Consider the following 25,629-nt stretch of genomic DNA (forward strand, 5'->3'; position numbering starts at 1 on the left):
TGCGGGCGCTTTAGCGATGACTTTTTCCCATCATAGCGGAATCCGCGCAAGCCAGCCGTGCGGCAGGTAACTTAAGGTCGACGCGCGCCGCCTGCGGCAGGAACGACACAAAAGTGGTATTGCCAAGCAAAAAGCATAAGCCTGTCGTATACTACACATTGCCGGCCAAACAATCCGCGCCCCTTTGCAGTTCCCAGGCCCCCCTCTCCCCCGCGTGCCTCCCTTTACGATAGCCGTTAACACCATGCTCGAATTGCGCCATCTGTCGAAGTCCTATGCCAACGCCCGTCCCGTGCTGGCCAATATTTCCTGCCGTTTCAAGGCGGGGGAATTCATCGCCATCATGGGCGACTCGGGCGTGGGCAAGTCGACCTTGCTGAACCTGATCGCCGGCCTCGATACGCCCGACGCGGGTGCCGAAGCGCACCCTATCCTGGTGGATGGCATTGCCATGTCCAGCCTCGATGACGCCGCCGCCACCCGGCTGCGTCGCGCCCGCATGGGCTTTATCTTCCAGGCTTTCCACGTCTTGCCGCACCTGACCCTGCTGCAAAACGTGGCCCTGCCGCTGCTGCTCAACGGACTGCCCCAGGAGCGTGCCGCCAGCATGCTCGAGGCCGTCGGCCTGGGCGGACGCGGCGGCGACTTTCCGCAGCAATTGTCCGGCGGTGAAATGCAGCGCGTGGCCATTGCCCGCGCGCTCGTGCACAAGCCGGCGCTGGTGCTGGCCGATGAGCCTACCGGCAACCTCGACCCGGATACGGCGCACAGCATCCTGCAATTGCTGCGCGCCGAAATCAAGGCCAACGGCAGTTGCGCGATCATGGTCACGCATTCGCTGGCCGCCGCCGAAATGGCGGACCGGACCATGATCCTGACGAAAAGCGGCTTACAAAATACAACAATCGTCAACCAAATTGATCAAACAATCAGTTAATTTAACTGACCATCTGTCACAAGTTTTGTTATCGTAGTATTATTGAAAACACTTGCCTGGTTATCAATGTTGTAGCACGAATGTTGTCACGTCACCCAGACAGCTGTACTGCGATGACGAACTTTAGCCGGGACCGCATCAGTGTGGTCTCGTCCCTTGCATAACCTGAAGGAGGAGTAAATGAACGTTCGGCAAAAGAAGCTGGAAATGATTGAAGCGATGAACCGGGCGCGTGCGCTCGAACCATCGAGTTTTGTGCCCAACAAGCTGCTCGATACGCTGATCGAGAAGATGAACCTGAAAAATGATGCGGAACTGTGCCGTGTGCTGGAAGTCCAGCCTCCCATCATCAGCAAGATTCGTCACGGCAAACTGGCGGTCGGTGCAACGATTTTATTGCGCATGCATGAAAAATCGGACATCACCATCCGCGAACTGAAGGAGCTGTCGGCCACGCCAGTCCATTGATATACCCGCTGTTGTAACGCCATGCCAGGCACCCAGGTCCCCGGCGCAATGAACTTTTGCCATACCATTCGCGTAGTTCGCTCACCGCACAACATCCGAGCACGATAGCGAAGAGACCCAGCCCAAACCATGCTGACCGTTTCTCTGCCCTCCCGCTCCCGCACCATCCCGCCCTGCCGTCACCGCGCACGCTCGCGCCAGCCAGCATTTCCACTCGAACTTGATCTGACACAACACGCATAGTCCGCGCAGGCATCAAGGTCAGCTTTTAACCAGTGATTTCAACCGCATGTCCAGCGATCCTCTTGCGCCGCCCGTGCTGCGCCTGACGCTCACGCGCGACCCGCTCGCCAGCGCCGGCGACTGCCCCGCCGCGCCCGGCTGGCATGGCCAGACCCATGTGCTGTCCGGCGCGCGCGGCATCGGCAGCTGCCGCATCGCCCTCGACATCGGCCCGGCCGACGTGGTGCAACTGCTGTTGTGCGACGGCAGTTCGCTGCTGGCAGGCAGCCTGGATCTGCCACGCTATCTGGGACCGGCCACGCTGGCGCGCGACGGCGCGCCCGCCAGCATCGAAGTGGGGCTGACCCTGCGCCCGCAGGGGGCGCGCCAGCCGCCCGGCGCCAGCCGCGACGGCCTGGGCGCCTGGATGCTGCGGGCCGTGCGCGTGTACCGCTGCGGCGCCGCCGCCATGACGGCGCTGGTGGCGGCGGGCGCCTTCCAGGACCGCCAGCTGGAACAGCGCCTGGGCCTGTACCGCTGCGGCATCGAGGCGGGCAGCATGACGGCCGTCGCCAGCCTGCCCGCCGGGCCGGAACCGGTGCTGCTGCTGTTGCACGGCACGGCGTCGTCGACCCAGCGCAGCTTTGCCGGCCTGTGGCGCAATGGCCTGGCGCCGCAACTCGTGGCCCAATACGGCAACCGCATCTACGGCTATGAGCACCGCAGCCTCAGCGACAGTCCCATCGAGAACGCGCTGGCCCTCGTGCGCCAGCTGCCGCACGGCGCCGTGCTGCACCTGCTCAGTCATTCGCGCGGCGGCCTGGTGGGCGAATTGCTGGCGCGGGCGCAGCGCATCGACAGCCGCGGCGCCGTCGACCTGGCCGGCGACGGCCTGCAGCGATTGAGCGAAAACACCGTGGGCGGCGAAGCGTTCAACGGCCACGATATCGACCACTTCACGGCGCAGGCGCGGCTGGGCGGACGCGGCGGCCACGACGCGGATGCGGCGCGCCTGCGCGAGCTGGGCCTGGAATTGAAGGCGCGCGCCATCCGCATCGCCCGCTTCGTGCGCGTGGCCTGCCCGGCGCGCGGCACCACCTTGATGTCGGGCCGGCTCGACCGCTGGGCCAGCGTGATGCTCAACCTGCTGCTCCACGGCGGCGTTCCCGATGGCGCCATGGCCTTCCTGCTGGCCGTGGTGCAGCAGCGCTGCGACGCGCGCATCCTGCCGGGCCTGGAAGCGATGATGCCCGACTCACCCCTGGTGGCGCTGCTCAACGCGCCCGACGTGCGCGTGGCCAGCCCGCTGCACGTGCTGGCCGGCGCGTGCAGCGGCGATGGCCTGCTGGGCTGGCTGGGCGACTGCCTCGACGACCAGCTGTACGGCGGACAGAGCGACCTGGTGGTCAATTGCGCCTCGATGGCCGGCGGCGCCACGCGCAGCACGCCGGTGCGGCAACTGCTGCTGCGCGGGCCGCACACGCACCACCTGAACTACTTCGAGCGCACGCCGTCCAGCCAGGCCGCCGTGCAGGCGCTCACCGGCAACGAGAGCGCCTACCAGCCCCTGCCCGGCATCGAGCACGGCCCGCTGGCGCGCGGCGGCGAAGTGCCGAAACGGCGCGCGCACGCGCCCATCGTGCTGCTGCTGCCCGACATCATGGGCAGCCACCTGCAAGTGGGCAGCAACCGCATCTGGTTCGACCCCGTCAACCTGGTCGAAGGACGCATCGAACGCCTGGCCGTGGGCCAGCCGCACATCGTCAGCGCCGGCTGGATCGAGTCGTGCTATGAACCGTTTGCCAGCTTTCTTGCGCAAAGCCAGGAAGTGCGGCCCTTTACCTATGACTGGCGCCTCTCGCTGCGGCACTCCAGCGGCGCCTTCCTGCCCGTGCTCGACGACGCCATGCACGACGCCGAACAGCGCGGACTGCCCTTGCGCATCCTTGCCCACGGCATGGGCGGACTGGTGGCGCGCCTGGCCCTGAAAGACCGCTGGCAACGCTTCGGCGCCCTGTCCGGCAGCCGCCTGCTGCAGGTGGGCACGGCCAACCGCGGCACGCAGGCGATGGTGCAAGTGCTGCTGGGACGCGACCGGCTGGTGCGGATGCTGGCTTGCTGGATAGGCTGGAAGCACACGCGGCGCCAGTTTCTCGGCTTCGTGCGCGCCTTTCCCGGCGTGCTGGACATGCTGCCGTGGCCGCAGCCGGGCAGCATCGATTATTTCGACGCCGAAGCGTGGGCGCAGCTGGCCGCCGGTGACGGGCAAGCGGGCCTGCCCGGCGGCTGGCAGGCGCCCGAGGCCCAGGCGCTGGCCGCGGCGCGCGCCACCGTGGCCCTGCTGGAAGCGGCGCCGCTCGACGCCCGCCATTGCAGCTACCTGGCCGGCTGCGCCGACACGCCGGTGGCGCTGCGCCTGCGCGACGGCGGCATCGAGACGGCCTGGTCGCCGGACGGCGATGGCCGCACGCCCTGGCAAGGCGCGGTGCCGGACAGCGTGGCGGCCTGCTACCTGCCGGTGGCGCATGGCGACCTGCTGCTGCAAAAGGAATACTACCCGGCCATCGCGCAGCTGCTCGAGAACGGCCAGGGCGCGGGCCTGCCACGGCGCCCGCCGCACGCGCCCGGCGGCATCCCGCCCCGTTTCCATCCCTGCGTTCCCGACGCCATGCCGCTGTACCCGCAGCCGCAGGAATTGCTGGACGCGGCCATCGGCGCCGCCGGCCCCGCCAGCGCGCCGGAGAGCCGCGCGCCGCAGCTGAGCCTATCCGTCATCCACGGCAGCATGGCCTCGGCCGACGCGCCCGTCATGAGCGGCTGCTACGCGTTCGAATCGCTGCGCGGCAGCATGAGTTTTCTCGACCGTCTGCTGGCGGGCAAGCTGCAGGAAATCCACGCGCTGGGACGCTTTCCGCAACGTCCCGATTCCGCCCTCGTGGTGCTGCAGCCCGACGCGGCGCGCCGGCCCGGCGGCGCCATCGTCATCGGCCTGGGCGCGCTGGGCGAGCTGACGCCGGGCGAACTGGCGCGCGCCTTCGCCGGCGGCCTGCTCGAATACGCGTGCGTCTGCCTGCAGGTGCGCGCCGCCGGCCACGTGGCCGCGCCGCCGATGGGCGAACACGGCTTGCGCGTGGCCAGCCTGCTGTCCGGTTCCGGCTACGGCGGCTTGAGCATCGCCCTGTGCGCGCGGGCGCTGATCGACGGCGCGCGCAGCGCCAACCGGCGCCTGGAAGACGCGGGCATGGCGTGCCGCATCGGCCATATCGCCATCTACGAACAGTCCGAGGCGCGCGCCATCGCCGCCGCCGTGGCCATCGAGCAGATCATGGCCGAAGCGCGCTACCAGGGCAGCTTCACGTTCGAGCGGCGCATCCGCCACAGCCCGGGGGGCTACCGGCGCATCCTGCCCAGCCTGAGCGGCGACAATGGCTGGCGCCGCGTGCAGATCGTCGCCGCGGATCTCTCCGGCGCCCTGCGCTTCACCGTGCTGACGGACCGCGCCCACAACAGCGTCGACGAGGAGCCGAACCAGCGGCAAGCCGTCGATGGCCTGATCATGGACGCCACCGACAACACCACCGACCAGCCGGGCCTGTCACGCGCCCTGTACGAACTGATGCTGCCCAATGGCCTGAAGGCGGCCATCCCCGAGATGCGCGGCCTGATCCTGGCCGTCGACCAGAGCGCCGCCATCTATCCGTGGGAACTGATGCGCGACGAGGCGGGCAGCGAGGAAAGCCCGCTGTCGACGCGCATCGGCATGGTGCGCCAGCTGGCCAGCCTGCGCGAGCAGCCATCGGCCGTCAGCCCGCCCAGCAACAGCGTGCTGGTGATCGGCGACACCGATTCCGGCCTGCCCGAGCTGCCCGCCGCGCAAGCCGAGGCGCAGGACGTGGCGCGCATGTTCGGAGCGCACGGCTACCAGGTGCGCGAGCTGCTGCGCCCGCAGGCCCAACGCGTGCTCGTGCACCTGTTCGACGAGCGCTATTTCGCCATCCACCTGGCCGGCCACGGTGAAGTGGCGGGACCCGGCATCGCCCACACGGGCCTGGTGCTGGGACCGAAGACGCGGCTGACGGCGGCGCAGGTGGGCAAGCTCAAACGCGTGCCGCAATTCGTCTTCATCAATTGCTGCCACCTGGGCGACATGCGCCCGGACGCCGTCGCGCCGTGGTCGAAACTGGCCGCCAGCCTGGCCACGGCCTTCATTGAAATGGGTTCGCAGGCGGTGATCGCGGCCGGCTGGCGCATCGACGACCAGGCCGCCAGCATCTTCGCGCACAGCTTTTATCACGCCATGCTGAGCGGCGAATACTTCGGCGACGCCGTGCGCCAGGCGCGCGAGGCGGCGTATCTGCAGTTCCCGGCCTCGAACACCTGGGGCGCCTACCAGGCGTATGGCGACGACCGCTACCGTTTTCCGAACACGCAAAGCCGGCCCTGGCAAGCGCCCGACTACCACTACCACGGCCACCTGCGGGCCGACCTGGAAACCCTGCACGCGTGCCTGGCGGGCGCCGATCCTGCGCGCCGCGCCGCCATCGAGGAAAAACTGGGCAGCATCGAGGAAGCCGTGCGCGCGCGCTTCTTCGGCTGCGCCGACATCCGCGAAAACATGGCCGCCACGCGGGCCGGCCTCGGTGGCCTGGACAACACACTGCGCGCCATCGAACATTACCGGGCAGCGCACAGCGCGGCCGACGGCAAGGTGGGCTTGCGCGCGCTGGCGCACTGGGCGGAACTGGAGATACGCCAGGGCGCGGCCCTGTGCGGCCTCGATGCGGGCGCCGGCATCGAGGTGCCGGCCGCGCCGGACCCGGCGCAGGGACGGCAGTTGCTGCAGGATGGAAAACAGCACATCGACCTGCTGGTGGCGCTGGCGCCCACGGCGCAGCGCCTGGCCTTGCTGGGACGCTACTGGGCCTTGCAGGCGCGCCTGGCCTGCGGCGCAGGACATTCCGGCGCGCCAGCCCTGCGCGCCATGACGGACGCCTGCCTGGCCGCGCTGGAAGAAGCGCGGCGGCGCAGCGGCGTGGCCGACTGCGACCTGATTTTCCAGGTGCTGGCGGGCGCCCTGCTATTGAAAGCCCATGGCGACAGCGGCCCCTGGGGTGCGCTCGATGCGCAGCTGGGCGACTTGCTGCACGACGCCATCGCCTATGCGCGCCAGCGTCACGCGGACGAACACCGCGCCATCGACGCCGGCGCCCCCGTGCGCGCCGCCCTGCTCGCGGCCCTGTGGCAGGTGCCGGACGGCCAGCCCTTCGACACGCCCGCGCGCGCCGCCTTCCTGGCCCTGTACCACGACGCCGTGCGGCGCCACGGCAGCATCGGCGAACCCGAGGCGATCACGGCGCCGCTGCGCTTCCTGCTCGAACTGCTGCCGCGCGACAGCCGGGACACCGGCTTGCGCAGCGCCGTGCAGGCGCTGGCCAGCCAGCTGCAGTCCTCGCTTCCCGCCCTTAGCCAGGCACCACGCCATAATGGCGCGCATAGCGCTCGTCCAGATTCGCCAGCGGCATCATCATGAACATGTCGGCGCTTTCGAAATCAGGATCCCACGCCGGTTCGCCGCAAATCCAGGCGCCCGAACGCAGGTAGCCCTTGATCAGCGGCGGCACCTGCGGCTTGTGCGCCGCTTCCACCTGATGGATGGGGAAAGGCAGGTGCGGCGTGACGCGGTACTCGCTTGGGGCCATGTGCTTTTCGGCCAGCGCCTGGTACACGGCGACGGCGTTATGGCCGCCATCGGCCAGGCTGATGCTGGCGCAGCCGACCAGGTAGTCGCAGCGCTCGCGGCGCATGTATTCGGCCAGGCCGGACCACAGCAGCATGATCACGCTGCCGCCCCGGTATTTCGGGTGGATGCAGGCGCGGCCCGCTTCGACCATGCGGCCGCGCAGGTTCTTCAGGCGGCTCAGGTCGAACTCGTTTTCCGAATACAGCCGGCCGATCTTGGCCGCCTTGGCCGCGCTCAGCACGCGGTAGGTGCCCACCACTTTCAGGGTGTCGGCATCGCGCACGATCAGGTGATCGCAGTGCGCGTCGAATTCATCGCTGTCGAGGCCATCGGCGTTGGCCAGCGACGTCAGGCCCATGGTCTCGATAAACACCTTGTAACGCAAACGCTGGACTTCGCGCAATTCCGCCGCGGTAGTGGCCTGGCTCAGCACCAGTTGGACCGGCCGCGCCTTGGCTTCGTTTGATGCGATTATGTTTTGCATGGTTTCATCCCTGTGATCAAGACGACTCCAGCGTACTTGCCTAATATGTCAGGAAAATGACAGCCGAATGTCATTTCCGTGACGCAAGTCAATGCCCTGCGGGGATCGTGCATAATTACCACACCCGCCCAGCCGAAAGAGCCCATGAAAGACCAGGATGCACCGCACATCACGCCCTACACCAAGCCGGCAGCCGGCTGGGACGCCTTGAAACACGTGGCCATCAGCCTGCGCCAGGAGCGGGTCGCGCCCGGCAACCTGAAAGCGCTGCTGGCGCAAAACCAGCCGGACGGCTTCGACTGTCCCGGCTGCGCCTGGCCCGACCGCGACCACGCTTCCACGTTCGCCTTTTGCGAAAACGGCGCCAAGGCCGTCGCCGCCGAAGCGACCAGCCGCCGCGCCGGCCCGGAACTGTTTGCCAGCCATACCGTCACGCAGCTGCTGGAACAGTCGGACTACGCGCTCGAGCAGCACGGCCGCCTGACCGAACCGATGGTGTACGACGCCGCCAGCGACCGCTATGTGCCGATCGCCTGGGAAGACGCCTACGCCCTCGTGGGCCGCCACCTGCGCGCCCTGCCCGACCCGAACCAGGCCGCCTTCTACACGTCGGGACGGGCCAGCAACGAGGCCGCCTTTTTGTACCAGTTGATGGCGCGCCTGTACGGCACCAACAACTTCCCCGACTGCTCCAACATGTGCCACGAGGCGACCAGCCGCGGCTTGCCGGCCACCGTGGGCATCGGCAAGGGCACGGTGACCCTGGCCGACTTCGAACTGGCCGACACCATCCTCATCTTCGGCCAGAATCCCGCCACCAACCACCCGCGCATGCTGGGCGAACTGCGCGACTGCGCGCGCCGCGGCGGCAGCATCGTCTCCATCAATCCCCTGCGCGAACGGGGCTTGCAGCGCTTCACGGACCCGCAAAGCGCGCTGGAAATGGCGACCCTGGGCAGCACGCGCCTGGCCGGTCTGTTCGTCCAGCCCACCCTGGGCGGCGACTTCGCCCTGATCAAGGCCGTCGCCAAGCGCGTCGTCGAGCATGACGACGCGGCGCAGGCGGCAGGCGGGCCCGCCGTCATCGACCACGCCTTCATTCTTGAACACTGCAGCGGCTTCGACGCCTTCCGCGACGACCTGCGCGCGGAGGATTGGCAACTGCTCGTGGCGGAATCGGGCGTGGCGCGCGCGCAGATCGAGGCCTTGACGGACATTGTCGTCAAGGGCCAGCGCATCATCGCCACCTGGGGCATGGGCCTGACGCAGCACAAGCACGGCGTGGCGGCCATCCGCATGCTGTCGAACCTGATGATGCTGCGCGGCCAGATCGGCAAGCCCGGCGCGGGCCTGTGCCCCGTGCGCGGCCACTCCAACGTGCAGGGCGACCGCACGGTGGGCATCGAGGAAAAGCCGACCAGCGCCTTCCTCGACCGCCTGGGCCAGGTGTACGGTTTTACTCCGCCGCGCGCGCACGGCCACGACGTGGTGGCCACCATCGACGCCATGCGGCGCGGCGACGTCAAGGTGTTCATCGCGCTGGGCGGCAATTTCGCCGCCGCCACGCCCGATACGCCGCTGACCTTTGCCGCGCTGCGCCAGTGCGCGCTGACGGTGCAGGTGGCGACCAAGCTCAATCGCAGCCACCTGGTCATCGGCAAGGAAGCCCTGCTGCTGCCCACGCTGGGGCGCACGGAGATCGATCTGCAGGGCGGCGTGGCGCAGGGCGTGACGGTGGAAGACTCGATGAGCATGGTGCATATCTCGTACGGCCGCAATGCGCCCGCTTCGCCGCAGCTGCGCTCGGAAGTGGCCATCGTGGCCGGCATGGCCGAAGCGGCGGTGGGCAGCAATCTGGTGAACTGGCGCGCGTACGCGGCCGACTATGCGCGCATCCGCGACGATATCGAAAAGGTATTCGACGATTTTTACGACTACAACGCCAGGGTGGCGCAGCCGGGCGGTTTTCATCTGACGGTGGCCTCGCGCGAGCGCGTGTGGAAGACGGCCAGCGGCAAGGCCAGCTTCCTCGTCGCCCCGCTGGACCTCGACACGCCGCTGCACCGCGCCCGCAAGCGCCACGGCGAGCGCCTGATGGTCTTGATGAGCACCCGCTCGCACGACCAGTACAACACCACCATCTACGGCATGGATGACCGCTACCGGGGCGTGTACGGCACGCGCAAGGTCGTCTTCGCCAATGCGGCCGATATCGCCATGCTGGGTTTTAAGGATGGAGACATGGTCGATATGATAGGCGCCTGGGACGACGGCGTGGCGCGCCGCGCCGATGGCTTCCGTCTCGTCGCCTACGACATCCCGCGCGGCTGCCTGGGCGCGTATTACCCGGAGACGAACGCGCTGGTGCCGCTGGCCAGCACGGCCGACGGCGCCGGCACGCCGACGTCGAAGTCCGTCCCCGTGCTGCTGGAACGCAGCGAAAACTACAAGGCGATGCCGGGCGTGTAATCGACGTACGCATCCTGGCGGCAGAAGCCCACCAGCTTCATGCCCGCCTGCGTGGCGATGGAAATGGCCAGCGAACTGGGGGCGGAAATCGTCGCCAGCAGGGGAATCTGCATGCGCGCCGCCTTGCGCGCCAGCTCGTAGCTGCCGCGGCTGGACAGGAAGACGAAGCCGCGCCGCATGTCCGCCCCGCTCAGTGCCAAATGGCCGATCAGTTTATCCAGGCCATTGTGCCGGCCGACATCCTCGAAGACGTGCACGATATCGCCGTCGGCCGTGCACCACGCGGCCGCATGCACGCCGCCCGTTTCCCGCATCAGCGCCTGGTGTTCGCGCAGGCCGCTTGATGCGCGTGCCAGCGCGGCCGGCAGGTCGACGCGGATCAGCGCCGGCGGCAGCGCGGCGGGCCGCAAGTCGAGCATGTCGATGCTGTCGATGCCGCACACGCCGCAGCCGGTGCGGCCCGTCAGCTGGCGACGCCGGTCCTTCAGGCGCACGAAGTCTTCCTGCGCGATGCTCAAGGCCACTTCGGCGGAATCAGGTCGCAGGAACACTTCGCAGTCGAAGATGGCGGCAGCCGATGCCACCACGCCTTCCGTCAGCGCGAAGCCGTAGGCGAACGCTTCCAGGTCGCGCGGGGTGGCCATCATGACGACGTGGGAAATGCCATTGAAGACCAGCGCAACGGGGATTTCCTCGGCGACGTGGTCGGTGGCTGGGATAGAGATGCCCGCCTGGTGGCGGACGATGGCGCGCTCGACGAATCCGGCGCGCTCAACAGGGGTTTCTTCTGACATGGCAACCATGGGGGAACTATCACAGGCCCCATGGTAAACCAGAATGGCCAGGCAGGGGGCGGCCCCTGCCCGCGCCATCAATCCTTCTTCGGACGGCCCGTTTTCAGCTGCGGCAAGCCGGCCAGCACGTTTTGCAGCGTGGCCAGGTCGATCTGGCTGATCAGCGCCACGCCGATGCGCAGCAATTCGCTTTTCTTGACCTCGAAGCCGGCTTTCAGGCAGGCTTTTTTCACCTGGCCCAGGACTTCGTATTCCGCTTCCGGCATGGTGAAGCTGTCGCGCACCAGTTTCGGCTTGCGGGCCTTTTCCTTCACGGCGGCGGCTTTGGCGACCGGCGCTTTCTTCGCTGGCGCCGGCTTGGCGGCCGCCTTGGCTACCGGTTTGACGGCGGCTTTCGCGGCGGGCTTCGCGGCAACCTTGGGCGCCGGCTTGGCAACGGCTTTCACTCCCGCCTTGGCGACCGCCTTGGCGGCAGGCTTGGCAGCTGGCTTGGCCACGACGGCCTTGGCCGCAGGCTTGGCGACGGGCGCCTTGGCAGCGGCAGGCTTGGCGGCGACTGGCTTGGCTGCCGCTGGCTTCGCAGCGGCGGGCTTCGCGGCCACAGGCTTGGCGGCGGCTTTCGCCACCGGCTTGGCGGCAGGCTTGGCGGCCGGTGCGGCCTTGGCCGCTGCGGCATGGATCGAGGCGCTGGTGGGGAACATCGATACGGACGCGCTGTCGGCTTTTTTCGCTGGAACGGGTTTGGTCATGGATTTTCCAATCTAATAAATAATATAAACAATATATACGGTTTTTTAAAACCTTGCTTGCTGCACATCAAATTGCATCAATATTGTCCCCTCCTCACGCGCTGGCGCGGATGGTGAAATCGACCCCGACCTCATCCCAGAATTCCTGCTCCTTCTCGATCCAGAACGACACGGTGGGATGATGCGCCACCCAGCCGCGCTTGATATCGAGCTCGATGCGGCTCTTCATGCGCAGGCGCAGCTCGCTGAAATCAGCCTCGATGCGCGCATGCATGAGCAAAATCGACAGCCGCAGCGCCAGCACGGCCTTGGCGAAATCGGGGTCGGACAGCACTTCGCCGATCTTGCGCAAGTTGCCCTTCTGCGCCAGGATCAGCCGGCTCATGGTCTTCTGTTCGCGCGTGGTAAAGCCGGGCAAGTCCGCGTTTTCCACGATGTAGGAGGCGTGCTTGTGGTAGCCCGTCTGCGACACGGCCAGGCCCACTTCGTGCAGCAGGCTGCTCCAGCGCAGGCATTTCACCAGGGCGTCGGAGGTGGGCTTGAGCTGCGCGTACATGGCCAGCGCCTGCTCGGCTACGCGGCCGGCGCGCTGCTGGTCGATATGGAATTTGTTCATGCAGCCCTGCACCGACTGTTCGCGGCGGTCGCGCTTGGTCGAGCGCAGGTACAGATCCCACATCACGCCCATGCGCAAGCCCGCCTCGATCGGCGTCATGGCGGGAATGGCCAGTTCGCGGAACAGGCCGATCAAGATGGCCAGGCCGCCGACGATGGTGCTGGCGCGGTCGGGGCGCAAGCCGGGCATGTCGATGCGGCTGGTGTGACCGAGTTCGATGAAGCGGCGCGCCAGCGCATCGAGGCTGACGCTGGTGAGCAAGCCGTCGCCAAGCTTGTTGCGGGCGATGATGTCGGCGATCGTGCGGATGGTGCCGGAAGAGCCATACGCCGTCTTCCAGTGCTGCGGACCGAACGGCGGCGCGCCATCCTCGAAATGGCTGCGCGCCGACAGGATGGCCGCCTCGAACGACGGCGCGTCGATGCGCCCGCCCATGAAGAACGACAGGCTTTGCTTGACGGTGCCCAGGCTGAAGGACTCGACGCGTTCGATGTCGTTGCCGCGTCCCAGTATCAGTTCGGTCGAACCGCCGCCGATATCCATCACCAGCCGGCGTTCGCCGGGAATGGCCAGCGCATTGGCCACGCCCATGTAGATCAAGCGCCCCTCTTCCTCGCCCGAGATGATCTCGATCGGGTAGCCGATGGCTTGCTCGGCCAGCGGCAGGAAGACGGCGCCGTTGCGCGCCACGCGCATGGCCGACGTGGCCACCACGCGCACGGCATCAAGTTCGAAGCCGGCGAGGATGGTGCGAAAGCGCTGCAGGCAGGCCAGCGCGCCCTGCATGGCCGCCTCGGTCAGGTCGCCATTGGCGTCCAGGCCGGCGGCCAGGCGTATCGGGTCGCGCACGCTCTTGACCACGCGGATCGTGTCGCCATCATGCTTGCCGACGTGTAAACGAAAACTGTTGGACCCCAGGTCCACCGCTGCATACATACTGGCCTCTTGTCTTGTCATTACTGTGCCAACTGAAAAAGTTGGCAAATTCAGTTGCTAAACTATATAAATCATTTAAACGATTTAAAAATCCTACCACACTACCCCCATCGTATGACAGCGGCGTGACAGGATTGTGACAAGAAGTCGCGCGGAGGGACGCTTACGGCACGATGGTGGTAAACAGATACACGGCGAAAATCACCAGGTGCACCGTGCCCTGCATGACCGTGGTGCGGCCCGTGCCCAGCGACAGGGTGGCCACCATCAGCGACAGCAGCAACAGCACCGTCGACTTGATGTCGAGTCCCAACGTGATCGTCAGGCCCGTGGCCAGCGACACCACCACCACGGCGGGAATCGTCAGGCCGATGCTGGCCAGCGCGGAGCCGAGCGCCAGGTTCAGGCTCGTTTGCAAACGGTTGGCGCGCGCGGCGCGCACGGCGGCCAGGCCTTCGGGCAGCAGCACGATGGCGGCGATGACGATGCCGACCAGGGTTTTCGGCGCGCCCATGGCGGCAATCGCCGTCTCCAGCGCGGGCGCCAGGGACTTGGCCAGCAGCACCACGGCGCCCAGGCATACCAGCAGCGCGCCGGCGCTGACCCAGGCGACGGTGGGCGTGGGCGGCGCCGCATGCACCTCTTCGTCGCCGACGGCTTCCTTGGGCAGGAAGTAGTCGCGGTGGCGCACCGTCTGTACCAGCACGAAGGTGCCGTACAGGACCAGCGAGATCACGGCGATGAAGATCAGCTGGCTGGAATTGTAGAAGGGGCCGGCGGCGCTCGAGGTGTAGTTCGGCAGCACCAGGGTCAGGATGGCGATGGCCGCCAGGGTGGCCAGCGAAGCGCTCACGCCCAGCAGGCCGAAGGTCTGCTCGCGGTGGCGCCCGGCGCCCAGCAGCAGGCAAATGCCGACGATGCCGTTCAAGATGATCATGATGGCGGCAAACACGGTGTCGCGCGCCAGGCCCGTCGTTTCCGGTCCGCCGGCCAGCATCAGCGAGACGATCAATGCCACCTCGATCAGGGTCACGGCCAGTGCCAGCACCAGGGTGCCGTACGGTTCGCCGATGCGGTGCGCCACCACTTCCGCGTGGTACACGGCGGCCAGCACGCTGCCGATCAGGCCAGCCACCAGCAGGATCTGGTAGGTGCCGCCGAGATTGAAGGTGGAACCGAACAGGAACAGCCAGCCGGCAAGCGGGGCGGCAAGCGGCCATACAGGCAGGGATTTGAGCATTTTCATTATGAGCCTGGCAAGAGTAAGAAAGAGGAACTGCGGTGCGGACGGCACAGGGCAGCCTGGCGTGCGCTGCATAGCATAACTTGCTTTGCTTAAATGAAAGTTAGGGAATGCACACGTTCGACTGGCGGCGCCCCGCGCCTTGCTCACCGTTCGAGCGCCTTGCTGCAATGCACCTGTTTACTACCATTAACTATAGTCCCTTTGGTAACATGCCGTTGCAATTTCCCTGTCTTTTTGCTGGCGGCTGGCGTCATACTGCAGGGAACGCCTTCCGACACCGACCAGGGACAGACCATGATTTCAGTAAACAAAAACGCCATGCGCATGTTCGTCTTCGCGGGCAGCGTGCTGTGCGCCACCGCCCATGCGGACACGCCGCCAGCGCAGGCAGCGCAAGTTGACGCGAACTGGGCCACCCCGCCCGCGCCTGCCGCGGAGTCACGCTGGCAAGACAGCCTGCCGCCCGCGCCGCCCGTGGAACCGCGCGCAGAAAAGAGACTGCCCCGTAGCGAGTGGCTCACCGTCGAGCCGATGAAGGCGCCTGACCGGCGCTGCGATCCCGGCCTCGATGCCCTGTTCCTGAGCAAGGAATGCGGCAAGGAACCCAGCTGGCTGGGCTCGCGCAAGAAGTAAGCCCCCTTAAATATCGAGGGTGCTGGCGCCCTGCGCCTCGACGACCCTGTTGCGGCCGGCCTGCTTGGCCGCCTGCAGCGCCTCGTCGGCACGCTTGAAGAGGCTGACGGTGCTGTCTTCGGCGCGGATGGTGGTCACGCCCAGGCTGGCCGTCAGCTGCAGCACGGCGCGCTCCGTCTTGACGGGCAGCGCTTCGACGGCGGCGCGGATGCGCTCGGCCACCATCAGCGCATCGGCCAGGGTCGTGCGCGGCAGCTGGATGGCGAATTCGGCGCCGCCCAGGCGGCCCATCAGGTCGCTGTCGCGCAATTGCTGGCGGCAGGTGTCGACGATGGTTTTCAACACGGCATCGCCCACCGGATGGCCATAGCTGTCGTTGACTCTCTTAAAGTGGTCGATATTGAGCACCACCAGCGCCGTCGGCAAGCCGGGCCGGCGCGCCAGCGCCATCCATGGCGCCAGCGCCTGGTAAAAGCCGCGCCGGTTCGGCACGCCCGTGGCCGCGTCGAGCACTTCCAGGCGCGCCAGCTCGCCGCCCAGCTGTTCACGCGACAGCAGCAGATAGCCGAAGGCGTTCGTCAGCATCATCAGGTACAGGGCGCCGAAGCCGGCCAGCTGCATCAGCTCGGCATCGAAACCGGGCACGGCGGCGGCCAGCACGCCGCGCGCGGCGATCAGCAGCGACAGCAGACCCATGCTGACGACGAGGAAGCGGCGCAGCATGCTCGCCTCGCGCCATTTCAGGCACAGCGCCGCCACGCCGGCGAGGAAGAAGCCGGCCACGATCAGCGAACCGCCGGCGCTGCGCAACAGCGGCGCCACGTCGAACAGATAGCAGGCGGCAAACAGCGCCAGCGCCAGGCCCAGGGCCGGCAATACATAGCGGCGCCAGCCGCTGCGCCCGGCCGCCTGCCACAGCGCGCCCGCATCGAGCGCCATGCCGGCAAACAGCAGGCTGTTGCCCAGCAAGATGGAGAGGAAATCGGGCAGCACGCCGCGGAAATACAGCAGACACCAGGCCACGGCCTGGCATTGCTTGGCCACCGCCCAGGTGGACATGCTGAGCGACTTCTTGCGCTCGTACTCGAAAAAGAACAGGGCCGCACACAGGCTCAGGTTGCCTAGCGCCAGGGCCAGTACCAGGGTCTTGATATCCATGGGCTACGCGATCGGTGCGCAGGCGCGGCGCGCCGGGTCAGATTTCGTGTTCGACATTGGTGCTGCCGTCGCCGATCTTGCTGGCCCAGGCCTGCACGAAATACTGCTTCTCCACTTCGCTGGGCGCCTCGTGCCAGAACACGATGAGGGTGCCCTTGTGGTCGTGGATTTGCGCGACTTTCTCAATGAAGCCGAGATTGGCGGCCTGATCGGCCAGCGCCGCCGCGTAGCCATACACGCGCGTCAAGCGCTCGATGCGGTCAGGCTCCGTAAAACTGTTCGTCGCCGTAATGATGGGGTGATCCAAAAACATGCTTGTCTCCATGGTGCCCGACTGCGCGGCCGTGCCGCCGCGCGCCATATACATAGTATACGTCGCATGCTTGGCGCGGATTAATCGGGTATGCTCACGGGAGCTTATCAGATTTCTCTGAATGCAACAAAGCATCTCCCCCAGTCCACTCAGCGAAGTCGTCCCATGCCGGAAAACAGAAGCACCACCCCACTTGCCCCGCAGGTGCATACCTGTGGCGACCGGCGCCGCCTGGAATTCCAGCCCGGCATGATCCAGAGCGAAATGCTGCTGTCGCGCCCCGACCATCTGCTGTTGCGCTATGCGCGCGCCATGATGTGCTTTACCCTGTTCGTGCCGCGCCCGCGGCATATCCTGATGGTGGGCCTGGGCGGCGGCTCGCTGCTGAAATTCTGCCACCGCCACTTGCCCGACACGCGCATCACGGTGCTGGAATTGCGCGCCGACGTGATCGCCCTGCGCGAGCAGTTCATGCTGCCGCCCGACGACGCGCGCCTGCGCATCATCGAAACGGACGCCGTCAGCTATATCCGCCAGCATCCCGGCTGCGCCGACGTGCTGCTGCTCGACGGCTACGACGAAACGGGCTTGCCGCCGGCCCTGGGCAGCGCGCGCTTTTACGCCGACTGCCTGCGCACTCTGCTGCCCGGCGGCGTGCTGGTGGCCAACCTGTTCAGTTATGACGAGCACTACCCCGCCATGCTGGCGCGCCTGATGCTCACCTTCCGCGGCGCCGTGTGCCACTTCGACGGCATCGCCGGCAACAACCGCATCGTCTTCGCCGCCAAGCCGGAAGCCGACGCCGACGGCCGCGCCGTGCGCGTGGTGCGCCTGGTGCGCTGGCGGCGGATGGCAGGCCTGGCGTTCCTGAACCGCTGGCTGCCGGCATGGCAGCTGTGGCGTTTGCGCCGGCGCTCAGGCGCCGGCAGCGACTGAAAGTCGTCTTCCCCGGCCATAGATATTGTTGCTTATTGGCAGCGATTTGGTGCAAAATCCGCATGATGGATGTGGTTTATGACAAACTACGGCCTGCGTGGGGCCGGCAGGCGCCGCCGAACCCATGTGTCCATGAAGTGAGATAGGAAAAACCATGCTGCGTGGCCGCCTGCCATTGTCGATATCCGCCGCGGCTGCGCTGACCTTTGCCTGCGGCGTCAGCGTCACGGCCGTGCTGTTTGCCGCCATCAGCCAGCTCGAATACGACAAGATGAGCCTGAGCCTGCAGCAGCGCGCCGGCGCCAGGGTGGCCGCCATCGAGCAGGGACTCGACGATGCGGTCGAGGTGCTGACCACGACGAACCAGCTGTTTGCCGCCGTCGTGCCCGTCACGCGCGAACAGTTCCACGACTTCACCACGCCGCTGCTGCAACGCCACCCGTTCATCCAGGCCTTCAATTTCCACCGCATCGTGCCGCATGCGCAGCGCGCCGCCTTCGAGGCCGAGCTGCGGCGCATCGTGCCTGATTACGCCATGACGGAAATGCGCGATGGCGTCGTCGTGCCCGCCACGCCGCGCGCCAGCTATCTGGTGGTGGACTACCTCGTTCCCTTGCAGGGCAACCGCCCCGCCTTCGGCCTGAACGTCAGCCCGAACGGCCTGGTGGCGCGCGCGCTGGAACAGGCCATCGTCAGCGGCCAGACCACCGCCACCGGCCTGGTGGCGCTGGCGCAGGGACCGCAGCAGGGCTTCGTCATCCTGCGCCCCGTATACCGCCACGGCGTGCCCCTGCAAACGGTGCAGCAGCGGCGCGCGGCGCTGATCGGCGATACGGCGGCCATCATCCGCGCCGGGGAACTGGTGCAGAAAATCCTCGCCGGCGCCGACCTGCTGGGCGACCCGCAGCTTGAAATCAGCGTCTACGCCGACGCCGGCGCCGAGCCGCGCCAACTGATCTTCCGGCATGGCCAGGCGCCCGCCGCCGCGGCGGGCGGCGCCTGGGAGTCCCTGCCGCGCTGGCTGCACTTTGCCTACCACAGCCATTATGACCGGGCCTTCGCTTCCGCCGGCCGGCCCTGGCATGTGCGCGTGGCGGCCCATCCGCGCCCCTTCCTGGCCGACCATCTGGGTTCCCTGTTTACCCTGATCATGGGCTTGCTGTTCAGCGCACTGACGGCCGCCTTCGTGCAATCGCTGACGCAGCGCTCGCGCCGCGTGCAGCTGCTGGTGGAGCAGCGCACGGCCGACCTCAAGCGCAGCAATGAGCTGCTCAGCGCCGACGTGCGGGCGCGCCAGCGCACGGAGCGCGCCTTGCAGGAAAGCGAAAAGCGCTTCCGCCGCCTGCTGGCCCTGTCCTCGGACTGGTACTGGGAACAGGACGCCAACTTCTGCTTCACCCACATCACCAGCGGTTTCACGGACAAATCGAACATGCCGCTGGAACGCTTCATCGGCATGACGCGCTGGGAAAACAACCCGGAGATGCGCAATTCGCGCTGGGGCAAGCAGCATATCGCCAACCTGGAAGCGCACCTGCCCTTTTCCAATCTCGAATATGCGATGCACGACCGCGATGGCCAGCTGCGCTGGTTCAGCATCAATGGCGAACCGCTGTTCAACGAGCTGGGCGAATTTCGCGGCTACCGGGGCACGGGTTCCGAAATCACGGAACGCAAGCTGGCCGAGCAGAAAATCCAGCACATCGCCCATCACGACGTGCTGACGGGCCTGCCCAACCGCGCCCTGCTGCGCGACCGCCTGGCCCAGGCGATGGCCCTGTCACGCCGCAAGAATCGCGCATTGTGGGTACTGTTGATCGACCTCGACCGATTCAAGTTCGTCAACGACAGCCTGGGCCACAAGGCCGGCGACCTGCTGCTGAAAACCATCGCCGCGCGCTTGCAGGCCAGCCTGCGGGAAAGCGATACGGTGGCGCGCCTGTCCGGCGATGAATTCGTCGCCATCCTGTGCGAACAGGCGGACGAAGTGCTCAGCGGCGCCGTCGTGCAGCGCGTGATGGATGCTGTGGCGCAGCCGGTACTGTTGGATGGCAAGGAATTTTTCGTCACCTGCAGCATCGGCGTGGCCGTCTACGACATGTCGCGCTACGACGCCCCCGGCGACGTGACCTTGCATGGCGAGACGCAGAACCTGATCGAGCAGGCCGACATCGCCATGTACTGCGCCAAGAAACAGGGCCGCAACAACATCAAGTTCTACACGTCGGCCATGAACCAGGCCACCCTGGAACGCCTGCGCATCGAGACGGCGCTGCGCAACGCGCTCGAACGCGAGCAGTTCGTGCTGCATTACCAGCCGCAGGTGGACCTGGCCAGCGGGCGCATCGTCGGCGTGGAAGCGCTGCTGCGCTGGCAGCACCCGGACCTGGGCATGGTGGCGCCGCAGCGCTTCATCGCGCTGGCGGAAGATACGGGCCTGATCGTGCCGATCGGCGCCTGGGTGATGCGCGAAGCATGCGCGCAGGTGAAACGCTGGCATGCGGCGGGACTGGACACCTTGCGCCTGGCCGTGAACCTGTCGGCGCGCCAGTTCAACGAGCCGAATCTGGTGGCCTCGATCGGCGAAGTGCTGCTGGAAACGGGCTTGCCGCCCGCCTGCCTGGAACTGGAACTGACGGAAAGCCTGTTCATGCACGACGTGGCGTTGGCCGTCAGCCAGCTGCACGACATGAAGGCACTCGGGGTGCAGCTGTCGATCGACGACTTCGGCACCGGCTATTCCAGCTTCGCCTATCTGCGCACCTTCCCCATCGACGTGCTGAAGATCGACCGCAGTTTCGTCGGCGACGTGGCGCGCGACGCGGACGACGCGGCCATCGTCGTCTCCATCATCGCCCTGGCGCACAATCTGAAGCTGCGCGTGGTGGCCGAAGGGGTGGAAACGGCCGAGCAGCTCGATTACCTGCGCCGCCATGGCTGCGACGAAGCGCAAGGTTATTACTTCAGCCACCCGCTGCCGGCGCATGAGGTGGAGGCGCTGCTGCAGGCGGAAGACACGCACGTCATGCCGTAGGCGACGGCGGCACCCTGGCTCCGCGTTCGAGTTCTTCCCAGTCGTCGTCCAGGCCGGCTTGCGCCAGCAGGGAAGCCACATCCGTGGCATGCGCCGGATCGATGTCCCGCTCCGGATGCGGCCACACGAAATCGCATTCCGTGCAGACGATCACTTGCTGGCCCGTCTTGCGCACCGTGGCGCGCAGCAGGTCGCCATACTCGCCGCACGTCGGGCATTGCATGCTCTTTTCTTCCATGTCAGGGCCTTACAGCTTCTGCTGCAGGAATTCGAGGAAGCAGCTGATGCGCTGCGCCAGCTGCGTGTTGCGGTAATACACGGCGTGGATCTGCTGGCGGTAGCCGGTATAGAACGGCTGCAGCACCTGTACCAGGCGGCCGGCCGCGATGTCGTCCTTCGTCATGAAATCGGACAGGCAGACGATGCCCTGGTCGTGCAGGGCCAGCTGGCGCAGGGTTTCGCCGCTGGACGCGGCCAGCGCGGGCACGATCTGCAGGCTGTTGCCCGCCTCGTGGCGCAGCGGCCACTGATTGCCCAGTTCATATTGCGCAAAGCCCAACAGCGCATGGCCGGACAGCGCTTCCGGGGTGGCCGGGGTGCCGTGGCGCGCCAGGTAGGCGGGCGTGGCCAGCACGTGCAGCGGGCTGGCACTGAGCGGGCGCGCATGCAGGGTCGAATCGACCAGGGCGCCGATGCGGATGGCGATATCGGTGCGGTGCTCGAGCAGGTCGGCGATCTGGTCGTTGCTGGTCAGTTCCAGGCGGATGTCCGGGTACATGGCGCGAAACTCGGCCACGTGGGGCACCACGCAATGGAGCATGAAGGGCGAGGCGGCATCGACGGACAGGCGCCCGGCCGGCTTCTGACGGCGGATGCGGATCGACTCTTCCACGTCTTCCATCGAGGCGAGAATGGCGCGCGCCTTGTCCAGGAACAGCTGCCCCTCTTCCGTCAGTTCCATGCGCCGCGTGGTGCGCGTCAGCAGCGACGTGGCCAGCTTGTCTTCCAAACGCGACAGGGCGCGGCTGACGCCCGAGGTGGTTTGTCCCAGGTGCACGGCCGCCGCGCTCAGGGTGCCGCTGTCGATGACGGTGACGAAGATTTTCAGGTCGTCCGAGTTGATGTCCATTCTTGCCCTTGTTTCACAGATCAGGGCATTATAATGGATTACAAGCAATAGTCGGCGAGGCTGGCCGGGTTGCGCGCTACGTCAGGCAACGTAGAACAAAATGGCGACAAAATGGCAGCTACTGCCGGCCAGCACGAACAAATGCCAGATGCCGTGGCCATGGCGCAGCTTGTGGTCGGTGGCGTAGAACGCGATGCCGCCCGTGTAGCACAGCCCGCCCGCCACCAGCCACAGGAAACCGTTCCACTCGAGCGCCGCCAGCAGCGGCTTGATGCCGATGACGATGAGCCAGCCCATGGCCACGTAAATCACCAGCGAGAGGATGCGCGCGCCTTTCGCGTACACATATTCCTGCACGATGCCGAACAGGGCCAGGCCCCACACGACGCCGAACAGCGACCAGCCCCACGGCCCGCGCAGGGTCACCAGCATGAAGGGCGTGTAGGTGCCCGCGATGAGCAGGTAGATGGCGCAGTGGTCGAGCCGCTGCAGCACGGCTTTGGCCTTGCCGCGCACGCTGTGGTACAGGGTGGAAGTGAGGTAGAGCGTCAGCAGCATGGCCGCATATACGCTGCAGCTGACGATTTTCCAGGCATCGCCCGTGCGGGCCGCCACGACGATCAGGATGACGCCGCCGATGGCCGCCAGCGCGGCGCCCACCGTATGGGAAATGCTGTTGAACCGTTCACCGTGGTACATGCTTGACCGCCCGCCGCGTTAAAAACAGGCTCATCGTACACGTTTGGGGGAATGGTGGTGGTGCGCATACACCAGGCGTATTGATACGCAGCAAAGTTCCGGGGTCAGACCCGACAGGACTGACCCCGGAATTCTTGCTTTGGGGCGTCAATCAATCAACTTCGGCCTTCTTGCGCGCGGGACGGCGCGCCGGCGTCTTGCGTGGCGCCTTGGCGGGCTTGTCTTCGGCCACGACAGGCGCTTCCACCGGCGCCGCTGCGACGACAGGCGCCGCTTCAACAACCGCTTCCGCCGCCTTCCTGGCCGGCTTCTTCGCCGCTGCCGCCTTGCGGGCCGGCGTGCGCGGCTTGGCCTTAGGCTTCGCTTCGGCGACGGTTTCCACGATCACCTCGGCTACCGGCTCGGGCACTGGCGCAGGCACGGCTTCGACCGGCGCTGCCTCGACGACCTCGGCGCGCGCTTCGCGGCCGCCATCGCCATTCTTGCGGCCGCCACGGCCATTGCGGCGCGAACCACGCTTGGCGTTGCCTTCTTCGAGCGCGACCTCGGCCACCGCTTCGGCCACCTCGTGCTGCACTTCCGGCTGCGGCGCCGGCGCATACTGCTCGACGACGACGGCTTCCGCGTCGGCCACCGGCACGAAGGCCTGCGGCGCGGACTCGCCACGGCGTTGCTCGTTCTGCTTGCGGCCGCCCCGGCCATTGCGGCGCGAATCGCGGCGGCTGCCGCCATCGCGGCTGTTGCCCTCTTCCGCCGTCGCGCCGGTCTCGCTGGCGACAACGTCGCTGGCGGCTTCCCCGTTCACGGGTGCCGCCACGGGAACCAGGCCGCTGCTGCGGTAGACATAGGCGCCCGATTTTTCATCGCGGCCAAATTCCAGCAAGCCGCGCGTCTGCGCTTCTTCCAGCAGGTTGCCGAAGGTGCGGAAACCGTAATAGGATTCGCTGAAATCGGGCTTGCGGCGCTTGATCGCTTCTTTCAGCATCGACGCCCAGATCTTGCCGCTGTCGCCGCGCTCCGAGACCAGCGCGTCGAACGTTTCAACGGCCATCTCGATCGCTTCCGTCTTGCGCGACTCGTATTTTTCCTTGCGGCGCACTTCTTCGTCGGCCGAACGCTTCGGTGCTGGCGTGTCGCGCGCGTCGCGCTTGGCGGCCGTGCGGCGGCTTTCGCGCACCAGGTCATCGTAGAAAATGAATTCGTCGCAGTTGGCCACCAGCAGGTCGGAGGTCGACTGCTTGACGCCCACGCCAATCACCTGCTTGGCGTTTTCGCGCAGTTTCGACACGAGCGGCGAAAAGTCGGAATCGCCGCTGATGATGACAAAGGTGTTCACATGGGCCTTGGTGTAGCACAGGTCCAGCGCATCGACGACCAGGCGGATGTCGGCCGAATTCTTGCCGGACTGGCGCACGTGGGGAATTTCGATCAGTTCGAAGTTCGCCTCATGCATGGTGCCCTTGAAACTTTTATAACGGTCCCAGTCGCAATATGCCTTCTTGACAACGATGCTGCCCTTGAGCAACAAGCGTTCGAGGATGGGCTTGATATCGAATTTTTCGTAATTTGCATCTCGCACGCCGAGCGCGACGTTCTCGAAGTCGCAAAACACGGCCATGCTGAGGTTTTCTGGGGATGACGCCATAAGGGTGAATTCTCGCTGATGATAAGGGCGGACGGGAAGCGCAACGCCTCCCTTTTCGCCTAGTATATTCGCCCATCCCCCGTTTCGGCGACAACTATCGTGCGCGGCGGCCTATTGCGTGCCGCCGGCGGCGCTGGCGCTGGCGCCGGCGACCGGCCAAACAACGCTTGCATCGACCGAATACAGCTGGCACGGCAGGCTGCTGCGCCGCTGGCACGAAGCGAGCGCGCGCACATCGGGGCTTTCGCCCTCCTCGGCCCAGCCCCAGGCGCCGCTGGCCGACAGGGCGAAGGCGCGCGGCGCGGTCTTCTCCAGGAAGACGCGGTAGGCGGCGCGGCCCTGCTCTTCCAGGTAGGGCACGGCGGCGATATCGTCCTGCGGCGCGAAATGCGTGGCGGGCGGCGACGGCGCATCGGCCACGCGGTAGACCTGTCGCACCGGCATGCCGATGTTCCGCAGGAAGCGCTCGGTGGCGGGCAGCCACACGGCCACCCCATCGCGGCTGCCCAGGGTCAGGTGGGCGTCGCGCTTGAACAGGCCGTAGGCCAGCAATTGCGCGCGGCCGCCGGAACCGGTAAAGGAATTGAACAGCCGCCGCGCCAGGGCCGGCGGAAAAAACGAATCATTCGCGCCATACAGCCACAGGCTGGGAATGTGGTTGTAGGCGCCCAGGGTGGCGAATGACTTGGCCAGCGCCCCTTGCCAGTCGCAGCCCGGCATGTCGACGCGCAGGCCGCCGGAGAAATTGAGCACGCCGCGCACGCCGGGCAGCACCCGGGTGGCCAGCGCCAGCGCCGCCATGCCGCCATACGACTGGCCCGCGACGACGATGCGCTGCGGGTCGACCCAGCTCTGGCGGCGCGCATACGCGAGCGCGGCCAGCACGTCGCGCGCCTGGCCCTGGGCGTTGCCCAGCATGTCGCAGCCGGCATCGCGGTAGGCGCCCGTCGAGCGCGCAAAGCCGGCGCGCATGGGCAGCATCACCGCATAGCCGCGGCGCACGAATTCGGTGGCCATATAGATAAAGCGCTCGCGCTGCTGCAGCCTGGCCGGCCCGGCCTGCTTGCCGTGATTCATCAGCAGCAGGGGAAACGGGCCAGGGCCGGCGGGACGGAACACCGTCGTCTCCAGCGCCTCGCGCAAGCCCTCGCCGGCCGGCACCATGATGACTTGCTCGTTCAGGCGCGCGTCGAGCGGCAGCGGCGAGGGGACAAGCTGGGCTTGCAGGGGCAGGCAAGGCAGACTGAGCAGCAAACCCGGCACAATGGCGCGCAACAGGGGATAAATGGCGGACTCCGTGGATGACTACCCTGCCAGTCTAGACAGCGAAATGCCACAGAACAATATGAAAAAATTACGTGATGTACATATTTTTTGCGGCAAGCACCTGCGTGAAAAATTGTTGCCTTGCACCAACCATT

General features: G+C 66.5%; 19 protein-coding genes. 7 read left to right on the forward strand and 12 right to left on the reverse strand.

What is annotated here, in order from left to right:
• The first annotated feature begins 244 nt into the window (after positions 1–244).
• The 3 genes from GCN78_RS14980 (at position 245) to GCN78_RS14990 (ending at position 7,157) form a co-directional block, all read left to right on the forward strand.
• A complete protein-coding gene (locus GCN78_RS14980; protein ID WP_034757401.1) occupies positions 245–937 on the forward strand; it encodes an ABC transporter ATP-binding protein in 693 nt (230 codons plus the stop codon).
• A 180-nt stretch (positions 938–1,117) separates the two neighbouring features.
• Positions 1,118–1,405: a hypothetical protein gene (locus GCN78_RS14985; RefSeq protein ID WP_152252401.1), complete on the forward strand. Its 288-nt coding sequence runs from the start codon at positions 1,118–1,120 to the stop codon at positions 1,403–1,405.
• A gap of 289 nt (positions 1,406–1,694) precedes the next feature.
• Positions 1,695–7,157 carry a CHAT domain-containing protein gene (locus GCN78_RS14990; RefSeq protein WP_152252402.1) on the forward strand — a complete coding sequence of 1,821 codons (5,463 nt, stop codon included), beginning with the start codon at positions 1,695–1,697 and terminating at the stop codon, positions 7,155–7,157.
• Here GCN78_RS14990 and GCN78_RS14995 read toward each other — a convergent pair.
• A complete protein-coding gene (locus tag GCN78_RS14995; RefSeq protein WP_046683713.1) occupies positions 7,090–7,851 on the reverse strand; it encodes a GNAT family N-acetyltransferase in 762 nt (253 codons plus the stop codon). The two genes, GCN78_RS14990 and GCN78_RS14995, sit on opposite strands and share 68 nt — an antisense overlap.
• 144 nt (positions 7,852–7,995) lie before the next feature.
• Between GCN78_RS14995 and GCN78_RS15000 the strand changes: the two genes are divergently transcribed.
• A complete protein-coding gene (locus GCN78_RS15000; protein ID WP_152252403.1) occupies positions 7,996–10,320 on the forward strand; it encodes an FdhF/YdeP family oxidoreductase in 2,325 nt (774 codons plus the stop codon).
• Here GCN78_RS15000 and fdhD read toward each other — a convergent pair.
• The 4 genes from fdhD to GCN78_RS15020 form a co-directional block, all read right to left on the reverse strand.
• A complete protein-coding gene (gene fdhD / locus GCN78_RS15005) occupies positions 10,296–11,123 on the reverse strand; it encodes a formate dehydrogenase accessory sulfurtransferase FdhD (RefSeq protein ID WP_152252404.1) in 828 nt (275 codons plus the stop codon). The two genes, GCN78_RS15000 and fdhD, sit on opposite strands and share 25 nt — an antisense overlap.
• 68 nt (positions 11,124–11,191) lie before the next feature.
• Positions 11,192–11,863 carry a hypothetical protein gene (locus GCN78_RS15010; RefSeq protein ID WP_152252405.1) on the reverse strand — a complete coding sequence of 224 codons (672 nt, stop codon included), beginning with the start codon at positions 11,861–11,863 and terminating at the stop codon, positions 11,192–11,194.
• A gap of 94 nt (positions 11,864–11,957) precedes the next feature.
• On the reverse strand, positions 11,958–13,415 hold the full coding sequence (locus tag GCN78_RS15015) for a Ppx/GppA phosphatase family protein (RefSeq protein WP_152252547.1): 1,458 nt from the start codon (positions 13,413–13,415) through the stop codon (positions 11,958–11,960).
• A gap of 163 nt (positions 13,416–13,578) precedes the next feature.
• Positions 13,579–14,661 (reverse strand): calcium:cation antiporter, encoded by a 1,083-nt coding sequence (locus GCN78_RS15020; protein ID WP_152252406.1) that lies wholly within the window; start codon positions 14,659–14,661, stop codon positions 13,579–13,581.
• Between the two features lie 294 nt (positions 14,662–14,955).
• Between GCN78_RS15020 and GCN78_RS15025 the strand changes: the two genes are divergently transcribed.
• Complete coding sequence (locus GCN78_RS15025) at positions 14,956–15,294, forward strand: hypothetical protein (protein ID WP_152252407.1); 339 nt, start codon at positions 14,956–14,958, stop codon at positions 15,292–15,294.
• A 6-nt stretch (positions 15,295–15,300) separates the two neighbouring features.
• On the opposite strand, the gene GCN78_RS15030 is transcribed toward GCN78_RS15025, so the two are convergent.
• Positions 15,301–16,452, reverse strand: coding sequence for a GGDEF domain-containing protein (locus tag GCN78_RS15030; protein ID WP_152252408.1), 1,152 nt, complete (start codon positions 16,450–16,452; stop codon positions 15,301–15,303).
• A 37-nt stretch (positions 16,453–16,489) separates the two neighbouring features.
• Positions 16,490–16,765, reverse strand: coding sequence for a hypothetical protein (locus tag GCN78_RS15035; protein WP_077402750.1), 276 nt, complete (start codon positions 16,763–16,765; stop codon positions 16,490–16,492).
• A gap of 165 nt (positions 16,766–16,930) precedes the next feature.
• Here GCN78_RS15035 and GCN78_RS15040 point away from each other — a divergent pair, with 165 nt between their 5' ends.
• Together GCN78_RS15040 and GCN78_RS15045 are read left to right on the forward strand one after the other, a co-directional pair.
• Positions 16,931–17,701 carry a spermine/spermidine synthase domain-containing protein gene (locus GCN78_RS15040; protein ID WP_152252409.1) on the forward strand — a complete coding sequence of 257 codons (771 nt, stop codon included), beginning with the start codon at positions 16,931–16,933 and terminating at the stop codon, positions 17,699–17,701.
• Positions 17,702–17,855: 154 nt separating this feature from the next.
• Complete coding sequence (locus GCN78_RS15045; protein ID WP_152252410.1) at positions 17,856–20,735, forward strand: bifunctional diguanylate cyclase/phosphodiesterase; 2,880 nt, start codon at positions 17,856–17,858, stop codon at positions 20,733–20,735.
• Here the strand turns inward: GCN78_RS15045 and GCN78_RS15050 are convergent.
• From GCN78_RS15050 to GCN78_RS15070, 5 genes are all read right to left on the reverse strand, one after another.
• On the reverse strand, positions 20,725–20,958 hold the full coding sequence (locus GCN78_RS15050) for a hypothetical protein (protein WP_152252411.1): 234 nt from the start codon (positions 20,956–20,958) through the stop codon (positions 20,725–20,727). The two genes, GCN78_RS15045 and GCN78_RS15050, sit on opposite strands and share 11 nt — an antisense overlap.
• A 24-nt stretch (positions 20,959–20,982) precedes the next feature.
• The gene (locus tag GCN78_RS15055) at positions 20,983–21,864 is read right to left on the reverse strand and encodes a LysR family transcriptional regulator (protein ID WP_152252412.1); all 882 of its coding nucleotides are present in this window, start codon (positions 21,862–21,864) and stop codon (positions 20,983–20,985) included.
• A gap of 81 nt (positions 21,865–21,945) precedes the next feature.
• The gene (trhA, locus tag GCN78_RS15060) at positions 21,946–22,563 is read right to left on the reverse strand and encodes a PAQR family membrane homeostasis protein TrhA (RefSeq protein WP_152252413.1); all 618 of its coding nucleotides are present in this window, start codon (positions 22,561–22,563) and stop codon (positions 21,946–21,948) included.
• A 151-nt stretch (positions 22,564–22,714) separates the two neighbouring features.
• Positions 22,715–24,208, reverse strand: a complete 1,494-nt coding sequence (locus GCN78_RS15065; protein WP_152252414.1) for an NYN domain-containing protein — start codon at positions 24,206–24,208, stop codon at positions 22,715–22,717.
• Positions 24,209–24,319: 111 nt separating this feature from the next.
• Entirely contained in the window at positions 24,320–25,462 is a 1,143-nt protein-coding gene (locus GCN78_RS15070; RefSeq protein WP_413465210.1) for a dienelactone hydrolase family protein, read from the reverse strand.
• Positions 25,463–25,629 lie beyond the last annotated feature (167 nt).

This window comes from Janthinobacterium rivuli (assembly GCF_009208735.1).
Lineage (GTDB): Bacteria > Pseudomonadota > Gammaproteobacteria > Burkholderiales > Burkholderiaceae_D > Janthinobacterium.

Bases quoted from the DNA above. Each gene is read 5' to 3' on its own strand.
- GCN78_RS15035 (WP_077402750.1), bottom strand. From the start codon at position 16,765: ATGTTTTTGGATCACCCCATCATTACGGCGACGAACAGTTTTACGGAG.
- GCN78_RS15010 (WP_152252405.1), bottom strand. From the start codon at position 11,863: ATGACCAAACCCGTTCCAGCGAAAAAAGCCGACAGCGCGTCCGTATCG.
- GCN78_RS15020 (WP_152252406.1), bottom strand. From the start codon at position 14,661: ATGAAAATGCTCAAATCCCTGCCTGTATGGCCGCTTGCCGCCCCGCTT.
- GCN78_RS14990 (WP_152252402.1), top strand. From the start codon at position 1,695: ATGTCCAGCGATCCTCTTGCGCCGCCCGTGCTGCGCCTGACGCTCACG.
- fdhD (WP_152252404.1), bottom strand. From the start codon at position 11,123: ATGGTTGCCATGTCAGAAGAAACCCCTGTTGAGCGCGCCGGATTCGTC.
- trhA (WP_152252413.1), bottom strand. From the start codon at position 22,563: ATGTACCACGGTGAACGGTTCAACAGCATTTCCCATACGGTGGGCGCC.
- GCN78_RS15045 (WP_152252410.1), top strand. From the start codon at position 17,856: ATGCTGCGTGGCCGCCTGCCATTGTCGATATCCGCCGCGGCTGCGCTG.
- GCN78_RS15000 (WP_152252403.1), top strand. From the start codon at position 7,996: ATGAAAGACCAGGATGCACCGCACATCACGCCCTACACCAAGCCGGCA.
- GCN78_RS15050 (WP_152252411.1), bottom strand. From the start codon at position 20,958: ATGCAATGCCCGACGTGCGGCGAGTATGGCGACCTGCTGCGCGCCACG.
- GCN78_RS15015 (WP_152252547.1), bottom strand. From the start codon at position 13,415: ATGTATGCAGCGGTGGACCTGGGGTCCAACAGTTTTCGTTTACACGTC.
- GCN78_RS14985 (WP_152252401.1), top strand. From the start codon at position 1,118: ATGAACGTTCGGCAAAAGAAGCTGGAAATGATTGAAGCGATGAACCGG.
- GCN78_RS14980 (WP_034757401.1), top strand. From the start codon at position 245: ATGCTCGAATTGCGCCATCTGTCGAAGTCCTATGCCAACGCCCGTCCC.
- GCN78_RS15055 (WP_152252412.1), bottom strand. From the start codon at position 21,864: ATGGACATCAACTCGGACGACCTGAAAATCTTCGTCACCGTCATCGAC.
- GCN78_RS15065 (WP_152252414.1), bottom strand. From the start codon at position 24,208: ATGGCGTCATCCCCAGAAAACCTCAGCATGGCCGTGTTTTGCGACTTC.
- GCN78_RS14995 (WP_046683713.1), bottom strand. From the start codon at position 7,851: ATGCAAAACATAATCGCATCAAACGAAGCCAAGGCGCGGCCGGTCCAA.
- GCN78_RS15030 (WP_152252408.1), bottom strand. From the start codon at position 16,452: ATGGATATCAAGACCCTGGTACTGGCCCTGGCGCTAGGCAACCTGAGC.
- GCN78_RS15040 (WP_152252409.1), top strand. From the start codon at position 16,931: ATGCCGGAAAACAGAAGCACCACCCCACTTGCCCCGCAGGTGCATACC.
- GCN78_RS15025 (WP_152252407.1), top strand. From the start codon at position 14,956: ATGATTTCAGTAAACAAAAACGCCATGCGCATGTTCGTCTTCGCGGGC.